This is a genomic window from Micromonospora sediminicola (genome assembly GCF_900089585.1).
GTDB classification, from domain to species: domain Bacteria; phylum Actinomycetota; class Actinomycetes; order Mycobacteriales; family Micromonosporaceae; genus Micromonospora; species Micromonospora sediminicola.
Genome location: NZ_FLRH01000003.1, coordinates 721,318 through 741,275 on the forward strand (window position 1 = coordinate 721,318; position 19,958 = coordinate 741,275).

The 19,958-nt window shown below is 75.1% G+C and carries 16 protein-coding genes; 9 read left to right on the forward strand and 7 right to left on the reverse strand.

What is annotated here, in order from left to right; translation table 11 throughout:
- Window positions 1-39: 39 nt before the first annotated feature.
- Window positions 40-3,987: a type VII secretion protein EccCa gene (gene eccCa / locus GA0070622_RS03830; protein WP_091568620.1), complete on the reverse strand. Its 3,948-nt coding sequence runs from the start codon at window positions 3,985-3,987 to the stop codon at window positions 40-42.
- A gap of 100 nt (window positions 3,988-4,087) precedes the next feature.
- On the opposite strand from eccCa, the gene eccD reads away from it, so the two are divergent.
- Window positions 4,088-5,476, forward strand: a complete 1,389-nt coding sequence (gene eccD / locus GA0070622_RS03835; RefSeq protein ID WP_091568622.1) for a type VII secretion integral membrane protein EccD — start codon at window positions 4,088-4,090, stop codon at window positions 5,474-5,476.
- Window positions 5,477-5,532: 56 nt separating this feature from the next.
- Here eccD and GA0070622_RS03840 read toward each other — a convergent pair whose 3' ends face one another.
- A complete protein-coding gene (locus GA0070622_RS03840; protein WP_013288994.1) occupies window positions 5,533-6,039 on the reverse strand; it encodes an inorganic diphosphatase in 507 nt (168 codons plus the stop codon).
- Window positions 6,040-6,405: 366 nt separating this feature from the next.
- Here GA0070622_RS03840 and dacB point away from each other — a divergent pair, with 366 nt between their 5' ends.
- From dacB to tilS, 3 genes are all read left to right on the forward strand, one after another.
- Window positions 6,406-7,917: a D-alanyl-D-alanine carboxypeptidase/D-alanyl-D-alanine endopeptidase gene (dacB, locus tag GA0070622_RS03845; RefSeq protein ID WP_176710528.1), complete on the forward strand. Its 1,512-nt coding sequence runs from the start codon at window positions 6,406-6,408 to the stop codon at window positions 7,915-7,917.
- Between the two features lie 66 nt (window positions 7,918-7,983).
- A complete protein-coding gene (locus tag GA0070622_RS03850; protein ID WP_091576847.1) occupies window positions 7,984-9,051 on the forward strand; it encodes a zinc-dependent metalloprotease in 1,068 nt (355 codons plus the stop codon).
- A 61-nt stretch (window positions 9,052-9,112) separates the two neighbouring features.
- Window positions 9,113-10,063: a tRNA lysidine(34) synthetase TilS gene (gene tilS / locus GA0070622_RS03855; RefSeq protein WP_091576850.1), complete on the forward strand. Its 951-nt coding sequence runs from the start codon at window positions 9,113-9,115 to the stop codon at window positions 10,061-10,063.
- Between the two features lie 20 nt (window positions 10,064-10,083).
- Here tilS and GA0070622_RS03860 read toward each other — a convergent pair whose 3' ends face one another.
- The gene (locus tag GA0070622_RS03860; protein ID WP_091568625.1) at window positions 10,084-11,043 is read right to left on the reverse strand and encodes a GlxA family transcriptional regulator; all 960 of its coding nucleotides are present in this window, start codon (window positions 11,041-11,043) and stop codon (window positions 10,084-10,086) included.
- 150 nt (window positions 11,044-11,193) lie between these two features.
- On the opposite strand from GA0070622_RS03860, the gene GA0070622_RS32380 reads away from it, so the two are divergent.
- The 4 genes from GA0070622_RS32380 to folE all read left to right on the forward strand — a co-directional run bounded on the left by GA0070622_RS32380 (window position 11,194) and on the right by folE (window position 15,092).
- Window positions 11,194-11,331 (forward strand): hypothetical protein, encoded by a 138-nt coding sequence (locus GA0070622_RS32380; RefSeq protein WP_172967895.1) that lies wholly within the window; start codon window positions 11,194-11,196, stop codon window positions 11,329-11,331.
- Between the two features lie 99 nt (window positions 11,332-11,430).
- Window positions 11,431-12,006: a hypoxanthine phosphoribosyltransferase gene (gene hpt, locus GA0070622_RS03865; RefSeq protein WP_091568626.1), complete on the forward strand. Its 576-nt coding sequence runs from the start codon at window positions 11,431-11,433 to the stop codon at window positions 12,004-12,006.
- A 378-nt stretch (window positions 12,007-12,384) separates the two neighbouring features.
- On the forward strand, window positions 12,385-14,391 hold the full coding sequence (gene ftsH / locus GA0070622_RS03870; RefSeq protein ID WP_091568628.1) for an ATP-dependent zinc metalloprotease FtsH: 2,007 nt from the start codon (window positions 12,385-12,387) through the stop codon (window positions 14,389-14,391).
- Window positions 14,392-14,474: 83 nt separating this feature from the next.
- Window positions 14,475-15,092 (forward strand): GTP cyclohydrolase I FolE, encoded by a 618-nt coding sequence (folE, locus tag GA0070622_RS03875; protein ID WP_091568630.1) that lies wholly within the window; start codon window positions 14,475-14,477, stop codon window positions 15,090-15,092.
- A gap of 63 nt (window positions 15,093-15,155) precedes the next feature.
- On the opposite strand, the gene GA0070622_RS03880 is transcribed toward folE, so the two are convergent.
- From GA0070622_RS03880 to GA0070622_RS32385, 3 genes are all read right to left on the reverse strand, one after another.
- The gene (locus GA0070622_RS03880) at window positions 15,156-15,857 is read right to left on the reverse strand and encodes a hypothetical protein (RefSeq protein ID WP_091568632.1); all 702 of its coding nucleotides are present in this window, start codon (window positions 15,855-15,857) and stop codon (window positions 15,156-15,158) included.
- Window positions 15,858-16,032: 175 nt separating this feature from the next.
- Window positions 16,033-18,561, reverse strand: coding sequence for an FtsK/SpoIIIE domain-containing protein (locus GA0070622_RS03885; RefSeq protein WP_176710413.1), 2,529 nt, complete (start codon window positions 18,559-18,561; stop codon window positions 16,033-16,035).
- 31 nt (window positions 18,562-18,592) lie between these two features.
- Entirely contained in the window at window positions 18,593-18,742 is a 150-nt protein-coding gene (locus GA0070622_RS32385; protein WP_176710414.1) for a hypothetical protein, read from the reverse strand.
- Window positions 18,743-18,785: 43 nt separating this feature from the next.
- Between GA0070622_RS32385 and GA0070622_RS03890 the strand changes: the two genes are divergently transcribed.
- Window positions 18,786-19,349 (forward strand): hypothetical protein, encoded by a 564-nt coding sequence (locus tag GA0070622_RS03890; RefSeq protein ID WP_091568635.1) that lies wholly within the window; start codon window positions 18,786-18,788, stop codon window positions 19,347-19,349.
- Window positions 19,350-19,355: 6 nt separating this feature from the next.
- On the opposite strand, the gene GA0070622_RS03895 is transcribed toward GA0070622_RS03890, so the two are convergent.
- Window positions 19,356-19,955, reverse strand: coding sequence for a hypothetical protein (locus GA0070622_RS03895; RefSeq protein WP_091568637.1), 600 nt, complete (start codon window positions 19,953-19,955; stop codon window positions 19,356-19,358).
- Window positions 19,956-19,958 lie beyond the last annotated feature (3 nt).

The window sequence follows — 19,958 nt, forward strand, 5'->3', positions numbered from 1 at the left end:
GGTTGTCCCGACCGTCACGGGGCAACTCCGCACGCCCGGTCACCCGGGCGGAAGATGGGCCAACTGCACCAGACGTACGCCCTCACGGCGGGTGACCAGACGGGCCCGTCCCGGGGGCAGCGGGCCGGCCTTCACCTGACCGACGAGCGGCCCCTCCTCCGGGCCGCCCGACATCACCAGCCCGGCCGTGGACAGCTCCCGCAGCCGCTGGATGACCGGCTCGTACGACGTCCGGCCGGCGCCGCCCGAGCGCCGCGCCAGCACCAGGTGCAGCCCGACGTCCCGGGCGTGCGGGAGGTGCTCCTCCAACGCGCGCAACGGGTTGCTCGGCCCGCCGGCCACCAGGTCGTAGTCGTCCACCAGCACGAACAGCTCCGGCCCCGTCCACCAGGACCGGGCGCGCAGCTCGGCTGGCGTCACCCCGGGACCGGGCTGCCGCCCCTGCAGGTAGCCGGCCGCCGACTCGATCAGCTCGGTGGTGTGCGGCGCGGCCGTGCCGTACCCGATCAGGTGCGGCGTGTCGATCGTGCCCATCAGGCTGCGCCGGTAGTCCACCAGGATCACCCGGGCCTGCTCCGGGGTGAACCGGCGGACGATCGAGGTGGCCAGCGCGCGCAGGAACGAGGACTTGCCGCACTCGGCGTCGCCGAACACCACGAAGTTGGGTTCGGTGGCGAAGTCGAGCACCACCGGGGACAGGTCCGCCTCGGCCACCCCCACCGGGAACGCCAGCCCGGTGGTCGAGGTCTGGTCCAGCTCGGCGTACGGCAGCACCGGCGGGAGCAGCCGCACCCGGGGCGCCACCGGACCGGCCCAGGCGCCGGCGACCGCCTTGACCAGGTCGCCGGTCTCGGCGCCCAGGGTGGTGGCCCGCGGTTCGGCGGTGAGGAAGTGCAGCCCGCCGGCGGTGATCCCGCGCCCCGGCCGCTCCTCCGGCACAGTCGCCGCCAGCGCCCGCTTGACCACCGCCGAGTCGGCCGGATCACCGAGGCGCAGCTCCAGCCGGGAGCCGAACAGGTCGCGGATCGCCGGCCGGAAGTCCGACCAGCGCAGCGCGGTCGCCACCACGTGCACCCCGTACGCGAGGCCGCGCGTGGCCAGCTCGGTGACCAGCGGCTCCAGGTCCTCGTACTCGCCGCGCAGCGTGTTCCAGCCGTCGACCACCAGGAACACGTCCCCGAACGGGTCGGCGCCGCCCGGCCCGCCCGCGGCCCGTCGCCGACGCCAGGCCGCCATCGACTCCACCCCCGACTCGGTGAAGCGCCGCTCCCGCTCGACGAGCACGTTGACGACCTCGCCGACGGTCCGGCGGACCGCGGTGCCGTCGGTGCGCCCGCTCACCCCGCCGACGTGCGGCAGGTCGCGCAGCGCGCCGAGCGTCCCGCCGCCGAGGTCGAGGCAGTAGACCTGCACCTCGGCCGGCGTGTGGGTGAGGGCGAGCGCGCAGACCAGCGTGCGCAGCAGGCTGGACCGGCCGCTGCGGGTGGTGCCGACCACCCCGACGTGCCCGGCCGCGCCGTCGAGGGCCAGCCAGAAGAGGTCCCGCCGCTGCTCGAACGGCTTGTCCACCACGGCCACCGGCACCTGCAACGCGCCGTGCAGCTCCGGGTTGGCCACGGTCAGCCCGCGCACCGGGTCGCTCCCGATCGCGCCGAGCAGCTCGTCGAGCGTCGGCGAGGCGTCCAGCGGGGGGAGCCACACCTGGTGTGCCGGCGGGCCCTGCCCGGCCAGCCGGTCCACCAGCAGGTCGAGCAGGGTCCCGCCGGTCTCCTCCTCGGCCGGGAGGGCCGCCGGCGCGGCCGGCTCGGGCACCGGGACCAGGTGGCTGGAGAAGGCGAGCACGCGAGGGCTCCCGGCGCCGGCCGTACCCGCCGGGCCGGGGCGGCGGCGGACCGTCCCGGAGACGTACGCGGCCTTGAACCGGACCAGCGGGTCGGTGCCGGAGCGCAGGTAGCCGTGGCCCGGGGTGCGGGGCAGCTCGTGCGCGTCCGGCACGCCGAGCACGGTCCGGGACTCCAGCGCGGAGAACGTGCGCAGGCCGATCCGGTAGGACAGGTGGGTGTCCAGCCCGCGCAGCCGGCCCTCCTCCAGCCGCTGGCTGGCCAGCAGCAGGTGCACCCCGAGCGACCGACCCAGCCGCCCGATCTGCACGAACAGGTCGATGAAGTCGGGCTTGGCGGAGAGCAGCTCGGAGAACTCGTCGCAGATCAGCAGCAGCGACGGCAGCGGGGCCAGCGGGGTGCCGGCCGCCCGGGCCCGCTCGTAGTCGCGCACGCTGGCGAAGTTGCCCGCCCGGCGCAGCAGCTCCTGCCGGCGCATCAGCTCCCCGTTGATCGCGTCCACCATCCGGTCGACCAGGGGCAGCGCGTCCGCCAGGTTGGTGATCACGGCGGCGGTGTGCGGCAACCGCTCGAACGGCGCGAACGTGGCTCCGCCCTTGAAGTCGACGAGCACGAAGTTGAGCTGCTCGGAGCTGTGCGTGGCGGCCAGGCCGAGCACGAGCGTGCGGAGCAGCTCCGACTTGCCCGAGCCGGTGGCGCCGATCAGCAGGCCGTGCGGCCCCATCCCGTCCTGCGCCGACTCCTTCAGGTCGAGGTCGATCGCCCCGCCGTCGGCGCCCACCCCGATCGGCACCCGCAGCCGGTCCCGCGCGGCCCGGGGCGCCCACCCCTGCTCGGCGGTGAAGCCCTCCGGGTCGCCGAGGCCGAGCAGCTCGGGCAGGCCCGGCTCGGCGCCGGGCGGCGCGTCCGGCCCGCGTACCGTGCCGGCCAGCCGCAGCGGCGCGAGTCGCCGGGCCACCGCCTCGGCGTCGGCCGCCGGCAGCGCGTCGGCGGCGCCGACCTCGGCGTGCCCCTCCACGGAGTGCGAGTGCAGCCGGCCGTCGACCAGGTCGAGCAGCAGCGCGTAGCGGTCGAGCAGCCGTGGGGGCGGGGTGTCCAGGTCGAGCACGGTGACCGCGTCGATGCCGCCGTCGCCGGCCAGGTCGGCGGCGCCGGTCAGGTCGCCGCCGTCGAGCACCACGACCACGTGCGGCCCGTCCGTGGCCGGGCCGTGCGGGCTGAACCGGGACCGGCTGCCGAGCACGTCGGCGAGGAGCCGTTCCAGGTCGGCGGCGGAGCTGGTGACCAGGCGCACCGCGCCCAGGGCGTCGGTGCGCGTCGGATGGTGGGCGTGCGGCAGCCACTTCACCCACTCCCACCGGTCCCGGCGCTCCGGCCCGGCGCAGACCGCGACCAGCAGCTCGTCCGGGGCGTGGAAGACCGCGAGCTGGGTGAGCACCGCCCGGACCAGGGCCTGCGCGGCGGGCGAGCCGGCCCCGCGCACCGGGCCCGCCGGACCGCGCACGAAGACCCGGGCGAAGCTGCGCAGCGACAGCGCCACCGGCAGGTCCGGCACCACCGAGTACGCGTCCAGGAAGCGCCGCAGCGCCCCGGCCGTCATCGGCTCCAGCTCCTCCAGCGGCCGGGTGACCGGCGGAACCAGTGGCGTGGCCAGCGTCTGCGGCCCGACACCGACCCGGACCACGGCGAAGTCGGGGTCGGCCGGCCGGCGCTCCCAGACCCGGTGGCTGTCCACCGTGGACCAGAGCCGGCCCGGCTCGGGGTGGCGGTAGGAGAGCCCGGCCCGCTGGGCGCCGGCGGTCTCCCGGACCCGGCGGCGCAGCGTGGCCAGGTGGCGCAGGTATTCCCGGCGGGCGGCCATCAGCTCGGACTTCTTCGGGCCGGCGCTGCCCCAGGTGGTCACCAGCATGGCCAGCGAGGAGAGCCCGAACATGCCGCCCACCGCGTACGAGTAGGCCCCGCCGCCCCGGCCGAACATCATCGCCATGGCCACCGTCCCGCCGAGCATCGGCAGCACCATCAACGCCTGCTGCCAGCGCCCCCCGGTCGCCACCGGGATCTCCGGCGGCGCCTCGACGGGCAGCTCGCCGACCGGGATCTCCGGGGCCGGGCGGCGCGGCGGCCGCTTGATGACGACAGTGGACAACGATCCTCCCATGGCTCTCGGTAACCCGAGCCTGGCTCATAGTAGGTAAAGTCCTGTCGTCCGTCAGCCCACCGATCCGGTCCGGGATGGAGATACGTCGATGACAAGCGGCCTTGCCCGGGTCACCATCAGCGCGCCCCGGCGCCGCGTCGACGTGGCCCTGCCGGAGCAGGTCCCCCTGGCCGAGTTGCTGCCCGAGGTGCTGCGGCACGCCGGCGAGGGGCTGGCCGACGACGGGGAACGGCACGGCGGCTGGCTGCTGCGCCGCACCGACGGCGCGGTGCTCGCCACCGCCCAGGCGCTGCTGCCGCAGGGCGTCCGGGACGGCGAGGTGCTGCACCTCGTGCCGGCCCGCGCCGAGTGGCCCGAACTGGAGTACGACGACGTGGTCGAGGCGATCGTCGACGGGGCCCGACGCCGGGGCGCCGCCTGGTCCGCCCCGGCCACCCGGGCCGCCGCGCTGGCCGGGGCCGGCGTGCCGCTGGCCGTCGGGCTGGTCGCCGTGCTGACCGCCGGCGCCGGCGCCGGGGGCCGGGACTGGCCGGTCGCCGCCGCGGTCGCCCTGATCCTGGTGCTCGCCGCCACCGCCGCGTCCCGGGCGTACGGGGACGGCCCGGTCGGCGCCACCCTCGGCGGGTACGCGCTGCCCTGGGCGGCGACGGCCGGCGCGCTGGCGGTCGGCTCGGGCGACCCGGTCGGTCCGATCCCCGGGCTTCGCTGGATCGGCGCCCCCGAACTGCTCGTCGGCTCGGTGGCGCTGCTGCTGGTGGCGGTGCTCGGCCTGCTCGGGGTGGCCAGCCGGTCCCGGGTCTTCGTGGCCGGCGTGACAGTGGGCGCGGCCGGGGCGGTGGCCGCGCTCGGTGGGCTGCTGCTGACGCCGGCCGGCACCGCGGCCGTGCTGCTCGCCGTCCTGGTCTTCGCGCTCGGCGGGCTGCCGCTGCTGGCCATCCGGGTCGGCAAGCTGCCGCTGCCGCCGCTCACCCTGCCCGCTCCCGCCGGCACCCGTGACCTGCCCGACCGGGGACGGGTGCACGCCGCCGTGGCCCGCGCCGAGGAGGTGCTGACCGGGATGCTGCTCGGGCACGCCGCGCTGGCCGTCGGCGCGATCGGGGTGCTCGTCGCGGTCGGCGGGACCGCCGCATGGCTGCTGGTCGCCGTCGGCAGCGGGGTGCTGCTGCTGCGCTCCCGGCTCTTCGTGGCGGTGCGGCACCGGCTGCCGGCCGTCGTCGCCGGGCTCGCCGGGTACGGCCTGCTCGGCGCGGTGCTGGCGGAACGGGCCGGTCCGGGCGGGCGACTCGCGCTGACCGTCGGCGGGCTGGCCCTGGCCCTGGTGGCGGTGACCGCCGGCGCCACGTACGCCCGGCGACCGGTGTCCCCGTACCTCGGCCGGCTGGCCGACCTGACCGACACCGCCCTGGTGGCCGCGGTGGTCCCGGTGGCCTGCGCGGTGCTCGATCTCTACGACCGGGCCCGCGGCCTGCTCGCCTGAGTACGCGACGGCCCGGATCGCGACGTGCGACCCGGGCCGTTCGAGAAACCTGACCGTCAGTGCAGCGTCTCGCCGCGCTCCTCGGCCTCCTTGGCGCGCCGGTAGGACGCGGCGATCTCGGCCTCGGCCTCGACCCGGCCGACCCAGGTCGCGCCCTCGACCGACTTGCCCGGCTCCAGGTCCTTGTAGACCTCGAAGAAGTGCTGGATCTCCAGGCGGTCGAACTCGCCCAGGTGGTGGATGTCCCGCAGGTGCTCCTGGCGCGGGTCCTCGTAGGGGACGCAGAGGACCTTGTCGTCGCCGCCCTTCTCGTCGGTCATCCGGAACATGCCGATGGTGCGGCAGCGGATCAGGCAGCCGGGGAAGGTCGGCTCGGGCACCAGCACCAGCGCGTCCAGCGGGTCGCCGTCCTCGCCCAGGGTGCCCTCGATGAAGCCGTAGTCGGCCGGGTACTGCGTGGAGGTGAAGAGGGTGCGGTCCAGCCGGATCCGGCCGGTCGCGTGGTCCACCTCGTACTTGTTGCGGTGACCCTTGGGGATCTCAACCGTGACGTCGAAATCCATTTCCCACGCTCCCTCGTTTGCCCACGCTGGCTAACGGAAACCAGCGGCTCGCCGCCCGCACGGGTGAACGCCCCCCGCCGGCTCCGGCCGCCGCATAGTGTTCGGACCGAAGTAGTGTCACCCAAGGTGATTTCGAGCGGGGAGGAGGGGGCCGTGGGGAGGGAAGATTCACACTACCGCCCCGAGGGGGTTGACGGGCGACGGTCCGTCGGATCCGGTTCCGGTGGAGCCACCGGGCGGGTGTCCGTCCCCGGCGCCAACGTTCCCCATCGTCCGGCCCCGGCCAGCGGATCGGCCCGGGTCACCCCGACCGGCGACCCGGCGGCGGCCCCGGTGAGCTGGCCCGGCGCGCCGGGTCCGATCCCGGTGAGCCCGCCGGTCCCGCCGGTCGGCGCCGCCCCGCCGCCGCCCCCGCCCGCCGTTCCGCCGCGCCGCCGTCGTGGCCGCCTGGTCGCGGCGCTGGCGGGCGTGCTGGTGCTGGTCCTCGCGGTGGCCGGGCTGGCGGTGCTCCGCCCGGGTCCGGTCGCCCGTCTGCTGGGCGGCGAGGCCGCCCCGTCCGGTGCCACCGCCGCGCCGCCCGAGCCGGACCCGCCGGCCGTGCTCGGCGGTCCCGACGCCAACGCGCCGCTGCCCACCGAGGCCGGGATCCGGGCCGCGTTGGAACCGCTGGTGGGCGCCGCCGCGCTCGGCGACCGGGTGAACGTCTCGGTGGCGGACGTGGCCACCGGCGAGACGCTCTACGGCAAGGGACCGGACGCGCCGACCGTGCCCGCCTCGGTGACCAAGCTCGCCACCGGCGTCGCGGTGCTCGCGGCGCGTGGTCCGGCGTACCGGATCCCCACCCGCGCGGTGGCCGGCCCGAACCCCGGCGAGGTGGTCCTGGTGGGCGGCGGCGACCCCACGCTCGCGGTGGACAAGAACGGCTTCTACCCGGGCGCGGCCCGGCTGGACGCCCTGGCCGCCCAGGTGCGCGACGCGCTCGGCGGCACCGCACCGACCAAGGTGATCGTCGACTCGTCGCTGTTCAGCGGTCCGGTCTTCGAGCCCGGCTGGGACGCCGACATCCCCACCGGCGGCTTCGGCGCGGCGATCACCGCGCTGATGACCGACGGCGCCCGCAAGGACCCGGCGCTGGCGCGGCGCACCGCCGAGGAGACCAACCACGCCGCCGAGCGGGTGCCCCAGCCGGACCTGACCGCCGGCCGGCAGTTCGCCAAGCTGCTCGGGCTCACCGGTGGCGCCGCCCAGGTGACCCGGGGCGCGGCGCCGACCGCCGGGGGTTCCGGGTCGGCCGGCCCGGCGCCCGGCACCGAGCTGGGCAAGGTCGAGTCCCTGCCGGTGATCCGGCTGGTCGACATCATGATCAGCGACAGCGACAACGTGATCGCCGAGGCGATGGCCCGCCAGGTGGCGCTGGCCAAGGGCAAGCCCGGCTCGTTCACCGGGGGTGCCGCCGCCACCGACCAGGTGCTCGGCGAGCTGGGACTGCCGGCCGGCGAGATCAGCCTCGCCGACGGCAGCGGGCTGTCGCGCACCAATCGCATCAGCCCGTCCCTGCTCACCGAGCTGATCACGCTCGCCGGGAACGGCAGCCACCCGGAGCTGGCGGCGATCTTCGGTGGGCTGCCGGTCGGCGGCTGGTCCGGCACGCTCGACGAGCGCTACCGGGCGGCCGCCACCGCCGCCGGGGCCGGTGTGGTGCGGGCCAAGACGGGCACGCTGACCGGGGTGAACGCCATCGCCGGGACGGTCCTCACCGCCGACGGGCGGCTGCTCACCTTCGCCGTGCTCACCGACCGGACGCAGGGCTCGCTGGACGAGACCCGGCAGGCGCTCGACCGGATCACCTCCGCGCTGGCCGGCTGCGGCTGCCGCTGACCGACCGACGTCGATCGGCCGACGCGAGCCCGGGTGGGGGTGTCGCGGCGCGGGTACGGTGGGTTCATGGCGCAGTTCGTGGACTGGGATCTGGCCGCCGCGACCGCGGGGGCGCTGGGCAAGTCGGGCCCCCGCGTGTCATACGCGGAGGCCACCGACGTGGTGGGCGACCTGCGCCGGCTGACCGAGGAGGCCGCCGGTCACGTGGCCGACTACACCGGGCTGCGCGCCCAGGTGGCCCACCCGCCGGTGCGCGTGGTCGACCGCCGGGACTGGGCGGCGGCCAACATCGCCGGGCTGCGCGAGGTGGTCACGCCACTGGTCGAGCGGCTCTCCGGGGACAAGCGGCCCGGCGCGCTCACCGAGGCGATCGGCTCCCGGCTCACCGGCGTGCAGGCCGGCACCGTGCTGGCCTACCTCTCCGGCCGGGTCCTCGGCCAGTACGAGGTCTTCGCCGGCGACCCGGGCCAACTGCTGCTGGTGGCCCCGAACATCGTCGAGGTGGAGCGGAAGCTCGGCGCGGACCCGCGCGACTTCCGCCTCTGGGTGTGCCTGCACGAGGTGACCCACCGGACCCAGTTCACCGCCGTGCCGTGGATGCGCGCCTACTTCCTCGGCGAGGTGCAGGCGTTCGTGGACGCCTCGCAGGGCGGTGAGCACCTGCTGGAGCGGCTGCGCCGCGGCGTGGCGACACTCTCCGACGCGGTGAAGGACCCGGAGAGCCGGGCCAGCGTGCTCGACATCGTGCAGACCCCGGCGCAGCGCGCCGTGCTGGACCGGCTGACCGCGTTGATGACGCTGCTGGAGGGGCACGCCGAGTTCGTGATGGACGGCGTCGGCCCCGAGGTCATCCCCAGCGTCGGCGCGATCCGGGCCGCGTTCAACCGCCGCCGGGAGTCCGGCAACCCGCTGGAGAAGGCGATCCGCCGGCTGCTCGGCATCGAGGTCAAGATGCGCCAGTACGCCGAGGGCCGCAAGTTCGTGCACGGCGTGGTCGACCGGGTCGGCATGGCCGGCTTCAACAAGATCTTCTCCTCCCCGCTCACCCTGCCCCGGCTCGACGAGCTGGGCGATCCGGACGCCTGGGTGAACCGGGTGCACGGGCCGGCCGGTGCCACCCCGGCCGCCGGCTGACCCGGCCGCTCCGGCCCTCCGGCCGCCGGTCGGCCCGGCGCCCGCGCCGTCCGTGGCCGCCGTGCGGCTCGCCGTGCGGCGCCTGCTGACCGACCTGCCCGCCGCCGGACCGGTCCTGGTGGCCTGCTCCGGCGGGCCCGACTCGCTGGCGCTCGCCGCCGCCACCGCGTTCGTGGCTCCCCGGCTCGGCCGCCCGGCCGGACTGGTCACGGTCGACCACGGCCTCCAGCCCGGCTCCGCCGAGCGGGCCGACGCGGTCGCCGCCTGGGCCCGCACGGCCGGGCTCGACCCGGTCGAGGTGCTCCGGGTGCGCGTGGACGGGCGGCCCGGCGGTCCCGAGGCGGCCGCTCGCGAGGCCCGCTACGAGGCGTTGGTCGAGGTCGCCCGCCGGCATGGCGCGGCCGGGGTCCTGCTCGGGCACACCCGCGACGACCAGGCCGAGACGGTGCTGCTGGCGCTGGCCCGGGGCGCCGGCCCGCGCGGACTGTCCGGCATGCCGGAACGGCGCGACCTCGACGGGGTGCCGCTGCTGCGCCCGCTGCTCGACGTCGCGCGCGACGACACCCGGTCGGCCTGCGCCGCGCTCGGGCTCGACCCGTGGAGCGATCCGCACAACACCGATCCCGCGTACGCCCGGGCCCGGGTGCGGGCCGACGCGCTGCCGGCGCTCGTCGCCGCGCTCGGCCCGGGCGTGGTGGCGAACCTGGCCCGGACCGCCCGGCTGCTCGCGGCGGACACCGCCGCCCTGGACGCGTTGGCCGACGCCGCCTTGGCCGACGTCCGGGCCGGCGATGAGGGGTTGTCGGTCGACGGGCTGGCCGCGCTGCCCGCGGCGGTGCGCACCCGGGTGCTGCACGCCTGGGCCCGGGAGCTGGGGGCCGCCCCGGCTGCCCTGTCGCAGCGGCACGTGGCGGCGTTGGACGCCCTGGTCACCGGCTGGCGGGGGCAGGGGCCGGTGCACCTGCCCGGCGGTCGTCCGGTCCGCCGTCACGCCGGCCGCCTGCTCGGCTGACCGTCGCGGCGGGGCGGCGGTCAGGCGTCGGCGCGCTCGCGGAACGTGGTCCGGTAGGCGTGCGGGGTGGTGCCGACCCGGCGGGTGAAGTGGTGCCGCAGCGCTGCCGCGTCGCCGAAGCCGGCCTGGTCGGCGACGCTCTCCACGCTGAGCCGGGTGTCCTCCAGCAGTCGTCGGGCCAGCAGCACCCGTTGGTTGGTCAGCCAGTCGTGCGGGGTGGTGCCGGTCTCGGCCCGGAACCGGCGGGCGAAGGTCCGCGGTGCCATGTCGGCCCGGGCGGCCAGCTCGTCCACGGTCACGGTGCGGTCGAGGTGGCCCATCAGCCACTCCAGCACCGGTTCGAGCGTGGGGGCCTCCGGCGCGCGGGGGATCGGCGCCTCGACGTACTGGGCCTGCCCGCCGTCGCGGTGCGGCGGGACGACCATCCGCCGGGCCAGCCGGGTGGCCACGGCCGAGCCGTGCGCCTGGCGGACCAGGTGCAGACAGGCATCGATCCCGGCGGCGGTGCCGGCGCTGGTGAGCAGCCGGCCGTCCTGCACGTAGAGCGAGTTGCACCGGACCCGGGCCGCCGGGAAGCGCTGCTGGAGCTCGTCGACGTGCCGCCAGTGGGTGGTGCAGTCGCGTCCGTCGAGCAGGCCCGCCTCGCCCAGCACGAACGCGCCGGCGCAGACGCTGAGCAGCCAGGCGCCCCGGTCGGCGGCGCGGCGCAGCGCGGCGAGCACCGGCTCGGGCACCGGCGTCCCCTCGGCGTGCGCCGGCACCGCCACCAGGTCGGCCTCGTCCACGGGCGCGAGGTCGGCGGTGGGGGTGAGCAGGAAGCCGGAGCGGCTGCGGACCGGCGCGCCGTCGGCGGTGCAGACGTCGAACCGGTAGCCGGGGAAGCCGTCGACCGTGCGGTCGGTGCCGAACACCTCGGCGACGACGCCGAGTTCGAACGCGGCGACCTCGTCGAGGGCGATGACGGCGACGGAGCGGAGCATGTGACGAGGGTAACCCGAGAGGTGGCAGGAAATCGATGCCCGCTGGCATTCCTGCCACTGTCCGGACCGGACGGCGGGCCGGAAACTAGGTGGTGTCCGGTGCGCACCGGCGGCGAAAACCATCCGAACCACGCGAAAGCGAGCGCCGCCATGACCGTTCTTCTGCTCCTGCTCTTCCTGCTCCTCCTCGTCGGCGCCAGCGCCCTCGGGCTCACCGCCGACACCCGCGACTCGGCCGACTGGAAGCCGACCGACGACGGGCGGCGCTGGCGCTCCCGCACCTGCTGAGGTGATTTGCCTCGTTCGCGCCGAAAATCCCCGGCGGGACCGCGCCAAAAGGGGCGGCCCCGCCGACGGAGGCCATCCGGCGTACGGCAGGCTAGGAGCATGGCTGACGGCTCCTGGTACGACGCCGACATCGACCACGTGATCATCTCCGAGGCGCAGATCCGCGAGAAGACCGCGGAACTGGCCAAGCAGGTCTCGGCGGACTACGCGCACGTCGAGGACGGTCTCCTGCTCGTCTGCGTGCTCAAGGGCGCGGTCATGTTCATGGCCGACTTCGCCCGCGCGCTGGGCCGCCAGGGCCCGCCCGCCGAGCTGGAGTTCATGGCCGTCTCCTCGTACGGCCAGGGCACCACCTCGTCCGGCGTGGTCCGCATCCTCAAGGACCTGGACCGCGACATCGCCGGCCGGCACGTGGTCGTCGTCGAGGACATCGTCGACTCCGGCCTGACGCTCTCCTGGCTGCTGCGCTACCTGGAGTCGCGCTCGGCGGCCAGCGTCGAGGTGGTCGCGCTGTTCCGCAAGCCGGACGCGGTCAAGGTCGAGGTGCCGGTGAAGTACGTCGGCTTCGACATCCCCACCGAGTTCGTCGTCGGTTACGGCCTCGACTTCGGCGAGCGCTACCGCGAGCTGCCCTACGTCGGCGTGCTCAAGCCCGAGGTCTACGCCCGCGCCTGAGCGCCGTCGGGCCGCTCGTCAGCGGACGTTCAGCGGGCTCTCAGCCTTTCGGTCTACGGTAGAGACCGGTGACGTGGAGGCACCCTCCACGCCCGACCCCTCGAGCCGCGTGACCGGGCGGTGTGGGCGGGTCGGGTGCGGAGCTCCCCGCCACGCCGGCTCAAACCCTGGTTCGCCCTACGCGTAAGTGCCGGGCTCACAAGCTCACATCTCGCTCGTACGGTGTACCGTCGAATGACCGTGGTGCGGCAGTTCGCGTGCCCCGGGGGTCGGGCCGGCCCGCACGGCGGCCACGGCCGCCGCCCGAGGCGGCGACACCATTCAGACGGTCAGGACGTCGATCAGGAGGATGCGGGCGTCTCGGCGCCCGACGACAGCATGGAACGTACGCGTTTCTTCCGCCGACCGGTGGTCTGGATCATCCTGGTCATCCTCGGCGCCGTTGTGCTCAGTCAACTGTTCACCGCTGGTCCCAGCTACCACCGCGTGGACACGTCCGTCGCGCTCGACCAGCTCAACAAGGGCGGTATCGAGAAGGTCGTCTTCCAGGACAAGGAGCAGACGCTCCAGCTCGACCTGAAGGACAAGGCCAAGTTCGGCGACACCAACACCGACAAGATCGAGGCGCAGTTCCCGTACGAGGTCGGCGGCCAGGTCTGGAACCAGGTGCGCGAGGCCGAGGCGGCGGACCGGATCACCGGCCCGGTCGACACCAAGGTGTCGTCGGACAGCATCTGGGTCAGCCTGCTGGTCAATCTCCTCCCCATCGCGCTGCTCGTGCTCCTGCTGCTGTTCTTCATGTCGCAGATGCAGGGCGGCGGCTCGCGGGTGCTCAACTTCGGCAAGTCCAAGGCGAAGATGATCACCAAGGACACGCCGAAGACCACCTTCGCGGACGTGGCCGGTGCGGACGAGGCCGTCGAGGAACTGCACGAGATCAAGGACTTCCTGCAGAACCCGGCGAAATACCAGGCCCTGGGCGCCAAGATCCCGAAGGGCGTGCTGCTCTTCGGCCCGCCCGGCACGGGTAAGACGCTGCTCGCCCGCGCGGTGGCCGGCGAGGCCGGCGTGCCCTTCTACTCCATCTCGGGTTCCGACTTCGTGGAGATGTTCGTCGGCGTCGGCGCCAGCCGGGTCCGCGACCTCTTCGAGCAGGCCAAGTCGAACGCGCCGGCGATCGTCTTCGTCGACGAGATCGACGCGGTCGGCCGGCACCGTGGCGCCGGCATGGGCGGCGGCCACGACGAGCGGGAGCAGACCCTCAACCAGCTGCTGGTCGAGATGGACGGCTTCGACACCAAGGGCGGGGTCATCCTGATCGCCGCCACCAACCGGCCGGACATCCTCGACCCGGCGCTGCTGCGCCCGGGCCGCTTCGACCGGCAGATCCCGGTCGACGCCCCCGACATGGAGGGCCGCAAGGCCATCCTGCGGGTGCACGCCAAGGGCAAGCCGTTCACGCCCGACGTCGACCTCGACGCGGTCGCCCGGCGTACCCCGGGCTTCTCCGGGGCCGACCTGGCCAACGTGATCAACGAGTCCGCGCTGCTCACCGCCCGCAAGGAACAGCGGGCGATCACCAACGACTCGCTGGAAGAGTCGATCGACCGCGTGATCGCCGGTCCGCAGCGCCGGACCCGGGTGATGAGCGACCAGGAGAAGAAGATCACCGCGTACCACGAGGGTGGGCACGCGCTGGTCGCCTGGGCGCTGCCGCACGCCGCGCCGGTGCACAAGGTGACCATCCTGTCCCGGGGCCGGTCGCTGGGCCACACGCTGGTCCTCCCCACGGAGGACAAGTACACCCAGACCCGCGCCGAGATGATCGACACCCTGGCGTACGCGCTGGGCGGCCGGGCGGCCGAGGAACTGGTGTTCCACGAGCCGACCACCGGCGCCGGCAACGACATCGAGAAGGCCACCCAGCTGGCCCGCGCGATGATCACCCAGTACGGCATGAGCTCCAAGCTCGGTGCGATCAAGTACGGCACCAGCGGCGACGAGCCGTTCCTCGGCCGCAACATGGGCCACGAGCGGGACTACTCCGACTCGGTCGCGGCCGAGATCGACGGCGAGATGCGTGCGCTGATCGAGCTGGCCCACGACGAGGCCTGGGAGATCCTGGTGGAATACCGGGACGTCCTGGACAACATGGTCCTGGAGCTGATGGAGAAGGAAACCCTCTCCACCGCCGACATGGCCCGCATCTGCGCCCGGGTGGTCAAGCGCCCGCCGATGGCCCCCTACCACGGCTTCGGCAAGCGCCAGCCCTCGACCGAGCCGCCCGTGCTCACCCCGGCCGAGAAGGACGCGCTGCAGAAGCAGGCCACGGCCGACGGCATCTCGGTCGGTGGTTCCAGCAACAACTCGGACGGTACGCACTGAGCACCGACCCGACGGCCGGCTCCCCTGACCGGGAGCCGGCCGTTTCCGCGACCGAACCCGACGGCGACGACGCCCTCGACTACGTGGCCGCGCGCCTGATCAGCGGCAAGCTGACCGGTGGCCCGGTGGAGCAGAGCGTCGACCTCGCCCGGATCGAGAAGGCCGTCCGGGAGATCCTCATCGCCGTCGGGGAGGACCCCGACCGGGACGGCCTGCAACAGACACCGGCCCGGGTCGCCCGCGCGTACGCCGAGCTCTTCGCCGGCCTGCGGGTCGACCCGGCGCAGGTCCTCCGCACCACCTTCGAGGCCAACCACGAGGAACTCGTGCTGGTCCGGGACATCGACGTGATGAGCCTGTGCGAGCACCACCTGCTGCCATTCCGGGGCAGCGCCCACATCGGCTACATCCCCGGCCCGGACGGCCGGATCACCGGCCTGTCCAAGCTGGCCCGGCTGGTCGAGGTGTTCGCCCGCCGGCCGCAGGTGCAGGAGCGGCTCACCTCGCAGATCGCCGACCTGCTGATGTCCAGCCTCGCGCCGCGCGGCGTCATCGTGGTGCTCGAGTGCGAGCACATGTGCATGGCGATGCGCGGCATCCAGAAGTCCGGCGCCAAGACCATCACCTCGGCGGTCCGGGGCGGCCTGCAGAACGACGCCAAGTCGCGGGCCGAGGCCATGGCGCTGATCATGCACCGCTGACCCGGCAACCTCGACGGCCGCGTGCTCCCACCCGGGAGGCGCGGCCGTCGCCGTCCCGGGACGTCAGCCGGGCAGCATGGCCAGCAGCAGCCCGGCGGCGGTGAGCACCGCCGGGATCAGGCAGACCAGGGCACCGAAGCGAGGAGTCCGGTCCACCCGGTCGGTCGGGCGGGGGCGGAAGAGCCGCCCCACCGCAAGCCAGCCCAGCATGAACGCGACCGCCGGCAGCGGCAGCCCCACCAGCAGCGCCAACGCGGTCACCGGCCCCGCGCCGGCCAGCGCGTACAGGGCGAGCTGGAGCAGCGGCACCACCAGCGCCAGCGGCCCGTACACCAGCAGGTTGCGCGGGCGGGCCGGCCAGCGGGCCAGCCGGGGCAGACCCCGAGCGCTCAGCGTGTCGTCCGCCGCGTCCGCCCACCCTCCGGCGGCACGCAACGCCGCCAGCACCGCGGCCGGGCCGCCGGCCATCGACCGGGCCGCCTCGCTCACCTCCGGCGGCGTCGGCACCAGGGAGATCGCCGGTACGCCCAGCTCACGCAGCCGGGCCTGCTGCGGTGCCAGCCGTTCGCGTACCGCGGTCAACTCCTCGCGGGCCGCCGCCACCGACCGGGCCTGCTCCCCGGCGGCGGTGGCCGCCGCCCGTCGTACGCCGTCGAGCTGCCGCGCGGCCGCCACGTAGTCCGCCCAGGCCGACTCGGCCGGGTCCACGGCCACGGTCGCGCCACCGGCCCGGGGCCCGGGCACCGTCGTGCCGGTCTCGCTCACGTGGCTACTTCCGTTCGCGACTGCGGGGCTCGCAACCCCGGCTCACTCCTCGCGCTCACCGGGCAGTCCTTCGTTCGCGACTGCGGGGCTCGCAACCCCGGCTCACTCCTCGCGCTCACCGGGCAGTCCTTCGTTCGCGACTGCGGGGCTCGCAACCCCGGCTCACTCCTCGCGCTCACGCGGTCATCTCCCCGGTGCCGAAGGGCACGAAGACCGTGCCCTGCTCGTCCGGGCCGTCCCAGAGCACCGCGCGGCCCGGCCGCGGCCGCCACCACACCGGCCGGTCGAAGAGCTGCTCCAGGCGCCCGCCCGGCACGTCGGTGACCGCCACGGCGGTGAGCTTGTCCACCTCGCCCTCGGGACCGAGCAGCCCGGCCAGCGGCGCCGGCGTCCGCCACCAGGCGAGCAGGTGCCGGCCGGCCGCCGGGCCCTCCAGCAGCAGCGACCGCAGCAGCTCCGGCGGCAGCTCGGCGGCGTCCGGCACGTCCAGCCCGAACACCACCAGGTAGCCGGGCTCGTCCGACTCCATGGCCGACCGCAGCCCGGCCGCGTCGACCGTCTCCACCCGGTGCCGCCCGGCCAGCTCGGCGGCGAGCACGCCGGCCGGCTCGGCCGACCCGTTCGCCAGGGGCGCCAACACGAACCGCGCCGCGCCCGCATGGGCCGCCGCCGCGCTGCGCACCGCGGTGACCAACAAGCGCTCGGCCTCCTCGTCGCGACCCAGCACGGCCAGGTTCCGGCCGGCGGCCGGCCCGAGCGGGACGGCCACGGTGCTGCGCCGGACGTCCACCGCCCGGCCGAGCAGCGCGGCCGGCCCGTGCGCCCGGCCGGCCAGGGCGGCCCGGTGCCGGGGGTCGTTGGCGAGCAGCGGGCGGGCGTAGCCGGCGAAGACCACCGGGGGGACGGCCTCCTCGGTCCGGTCCGACCAGAGTCGCCGCCGCAGGTCCGCCAGCACCTGCGGATCCTCGTACGGGTCGGGGAAGCGGATCATCCGCTCGTGCCCCCGGGTCGCGCCGCGCGGGCCGCCCAGCCCGCCGGCCGTGTTCACCACCGCGCTGCCCACCGGCAGGCCGGCCGCCGAGTCGTTGGCCGGCTCCAGCACCGCCGAGCCGCCCGGCAACGCCACCCGCACCGGAAACTGGCCCAGCAGCGGGTCACGCGGACCACCGATGCCCAGGTCGCCCTCGCCGGCCAGCACCAGGTGGACCCCGTACGACCGGGCGGTGCGGGCCAGCGCGTCCAGCCGGGCCAGCACGTCGACGGCGAGCCGGTCCCGGTCGCGCAGCAGCAGCGGGAAGTTGTCGATCACGCAGACGATCCGGGGCAGCGGCTGGTGCTGGCGCAACTCGGTGTAGCGCTGTCCGCCGGCCCGTCGGGACGCCTCCTCACGGCGGCGCACCTCCGCCTCCAGCTCGCCGAGCAGGTCGGCGACGTACTCCCGGTCGGCGGCCATCCCGGCGGCCCGCACCTGCGGCACCCAGGACCGGTCCCGCTCGGTCTGCAGGAACTCCACGAAGGACTCGCCGTCGCCCAGGTCGGCCAGGTAGAGCGTCAGCTCCTCCGGCCCGTACCGGGTGGCCAGGCCGAACAGCGCGTCGGTGAGGAACGCCGAGCGGCCGGCCTGCGACCGGCCACTGACCAGCCAGTGCGGGGTCAGCTCGGTGAAACCGAGGCTGACCGGACGCCCGGCGGCGTCACCGACCGTGGTGCTCAACCCGTCGACCGAGTCCGCCGTCCACAGCCCGTCGGCGGGCAGCAGGTCGGCCAGGGCGAGCCGGGAGCCGTCCTCGATCTGCCGGGCCAGCCGGCGGCACACCTCGGTGACCAGCTCCGTGGGTGGATCCTCGTCCAGGAACACCGGCGAGTGGAGACCACCCGGTGGTTCGGCGCCCGGGCTGCTGAACCCGGTGAGCGGCGGGTCACCGACCAGCGCGTACGCCGTGCGCACCGTGAGCGGCGTGGCCCGGGGCAGCGGGTCGCCGTCGGGCCATCCGGCGACCACCAGGTGCAGCCCGGCGCGCGGCCCCCGGTCGGCCAGGTCGGCGAGCCGGTCCAGGTCGGCGGTGGTCGCGCCCTCGGGCAGGGCGGCCACCACGAGCAGCAGCGTACGGTCGTGCCCGCGCTGCCGCGAGGTCCCGGCGGCCACCCACTGCTCCGCCTCGGCCAGCACCGCCCGGAGGCCGGTCAGGTCGGCGGTGGGCGGGGGCAGCAGGCCCGCGTCGGCGAGCGCCGCGAATCCGGCGAAGGTGTCGCCCGGACCGCCGTCGACCGCCCGGGCCAGCAGCGCGCCCGCCGGCGTGGCCGCGAACAGGCGCAGCAGCAGGGCCCGGAGCAGCCCGGCCACCCGAGGGTCGGCGGCGTCGGCGTCGACGCTCAGGTGACCGCTGCCGAACAGCGGGACCAGCGCGGGGAAGCGGGCGTCGTCCAGCGGCGCGGCGGCGCCCACCCGGACCCGGGCCGGCGGACCGTCGCCCGGTGGCGTCGCCGGCGTGAGGGCCTCCACCGCCGCGCCGGCCCACCCGGGCGCCGCCCGCTCGGCCGCCGCACGCAGGCGTTCGGCCAGCTCGTACTGTCGGTGGTGGTCGGCGGGGGCGGGCCGGATCTCGTCGAGGATGCCCGCCGCCGCGGTCGCGGCGGCCTCGGCCCGGCGGTGCAGCGCGGCGGCCCGACCGGCGCGCGCCTTCGGAGTCGCCACCGCGTCCACCTCTCTTCCCGAGGCCGACATCTCCTCCCGATCAGTGACGGTAACCCAGGCGCGGGCCGTCCACCGGGATGTCGGTCGGCGCGGTGAGCTGCGCGGCGGTGAGCAGCCTCACCCCGCGCAGGCCCGCCCGCCGGGCGGCGTCCGTCCGGCGGTTCGCCACGATCCGCCAGTTCTGAGGCATTGGGTACGCGGCGCGCAGCCGATAGCCTCAGGAGGTGGAATCAGTGCAGCCCCCCGCCGGTTCCCAGGTCTCCCGCGTACCGGCGCAGCGGACCCCGCCGGAGCAGATGGCGCCCCCCGCGCCGGCTCCGCTTCCGGTACGCCCCAAGCGCCCGCTGCGCACCGTGCTGATGGTCGTCGCGGGGGTGCTCGCGTTGCTCTGCACGGGGGGAGCGGTGGTCGGGTTCGTCCTCTACGACCGCGCGACAGCCCCGGACCGCAGCGCCCCCGACGTAGTAGTGGCCAACTATATTCAGGCATACCTCATTGATCGCAACGACGCAAAGGCGCAGGAGTTCGCCTGTAGGAGCAGCGGTGACCTCGACGGCATCCGTGCCCTTCGGGCAGAGCTGGAGCAACGTGAGGCCAACTTCAACGTGATGATCAAGGTGAGTTGGGGGCCGCTCGTCCGCGCCGAGGATGGACCAGGCGAGGCGGTGACAACGACACTCGCGATATCAAGCTCACAAAACGGTCAGCCTCGGAGCAGCCGTCGTGAGGCTTGGCGGTTCGCTCTGGTGGATAACAAGGACGGCTGGCGTGTCTGCGGGGCGAACAAGATTGGTTAGCCGCAGTTACTCCAGCCAGAGCAGGTGGACCGGAACCTCCAGGGTGGTCGGTGCCTGGCCGCGCCAGGCCCACCGGTACCACTCCAGCTCCGACGTCACCCGGACGCAGATGTCGCCGTCCGCGCCGGAGTAGGTCTCGGTGACCGCGCGGAGGTCGCGTCGTTCCACACCGCCGTCCACGTGCACCACGCGCCGTCCGGTCACCGCGTCGGCCTCGAACGCCGGGGTGGGCGGCCGGCGGGTGGGCGCGTCGAGCGAGACCAGCCGGATGCCCGCCCCGGACGCGGCGGCCGGTGGCGGCCGGTCACCGATCGTCTCCACCCAGACCCGCTCCACGGGCACCAGCGGCGCGAACACCTCCACCTGCTCGGACTCGGCCCGGTACCACTCGTGCTCCGGGATGACCGGCACGTAGGTGCGGCTGCCCTGCACCACCCGCTCGTCGGCCCGCAGGTCGCCACGCCAGCCGAGACCGGGCAGACCGACCAGCACGCGGCGGCCGCGCAGGTCGGTCCCGCCGGTGGCCGGCACGATCTCGACCGGCCGGGGTGGCAGCGGTGCCCAGTCGGGACGGTCGGCGAAGGGGTCGGGCAGCGGGTTGCTCATGCG

Bases quoted from the DNA above. Each gene is read 5' to 3' on its own strand.
- eccD (WP_091568622.1), top strand. From the start codon at position 4,088: ATGACAAGCGGCCTTGCCCGGGTCACCATCAGCGCGCCCCGGCGCCGC.
- GA0070622_RS03840 (WP_013288994.1), bottom strand. From the start codon at position 6,039: ATGGATTTCGACGTCACGGTTGAGATCCCCAAGGGTCACCGCAACAAG.
- GA0070622_RS03850 (WP_091576847.1), top strand. From the start codon at position 7,984: ATGGCGCAGTTCGTGGACTGGGATCTGGCCGCCGCGACCGCGGGGGCG.
- GA0070622_RS03860 (WP_091568625.1), bottom strand. From the start codon at position 11,043: ATGCTCCGCTCCGTCGCCGTCATCGCCCTCGACGAGGTCGCCGCGTTC.
- GA0070622_RS32380 (WP_172967895.1), top strand. From the start codon at position 11,194: ATGACCGTTCTTCTGCTCCTGCTCTTCCTGCTCCTCCTCGTCGGCGCC.
- hpt (WP_091568626.1), top strand. From the start codon at position 11,431: ATGGCTGACGGCTCCTGGTACGACGCCGACATCGACCACGTGATCATC.
- ftsH (WP_091568628.1), top strand. From the start codon at position 12,385: ATGGAACGTACGCGTTTCTTCCGCCGACCGGTGGTCTGGATCATCCTG.
- GA0070622_RS32385 (WP_176710414.1), bottom strand. From the start codon at position 18,742: ATGCCTCAGAACTGGCGGATCGTGGCGAACCGCCGGACGGACGCCGCC.
- GA0070622_RS03895 (WP_091568637.1), bottom strand. From the start codon at position 19,955: ATGAGCAACCCGCTGCCCGACCCCTTCGCCGACCGTCCCGACTGGGCA.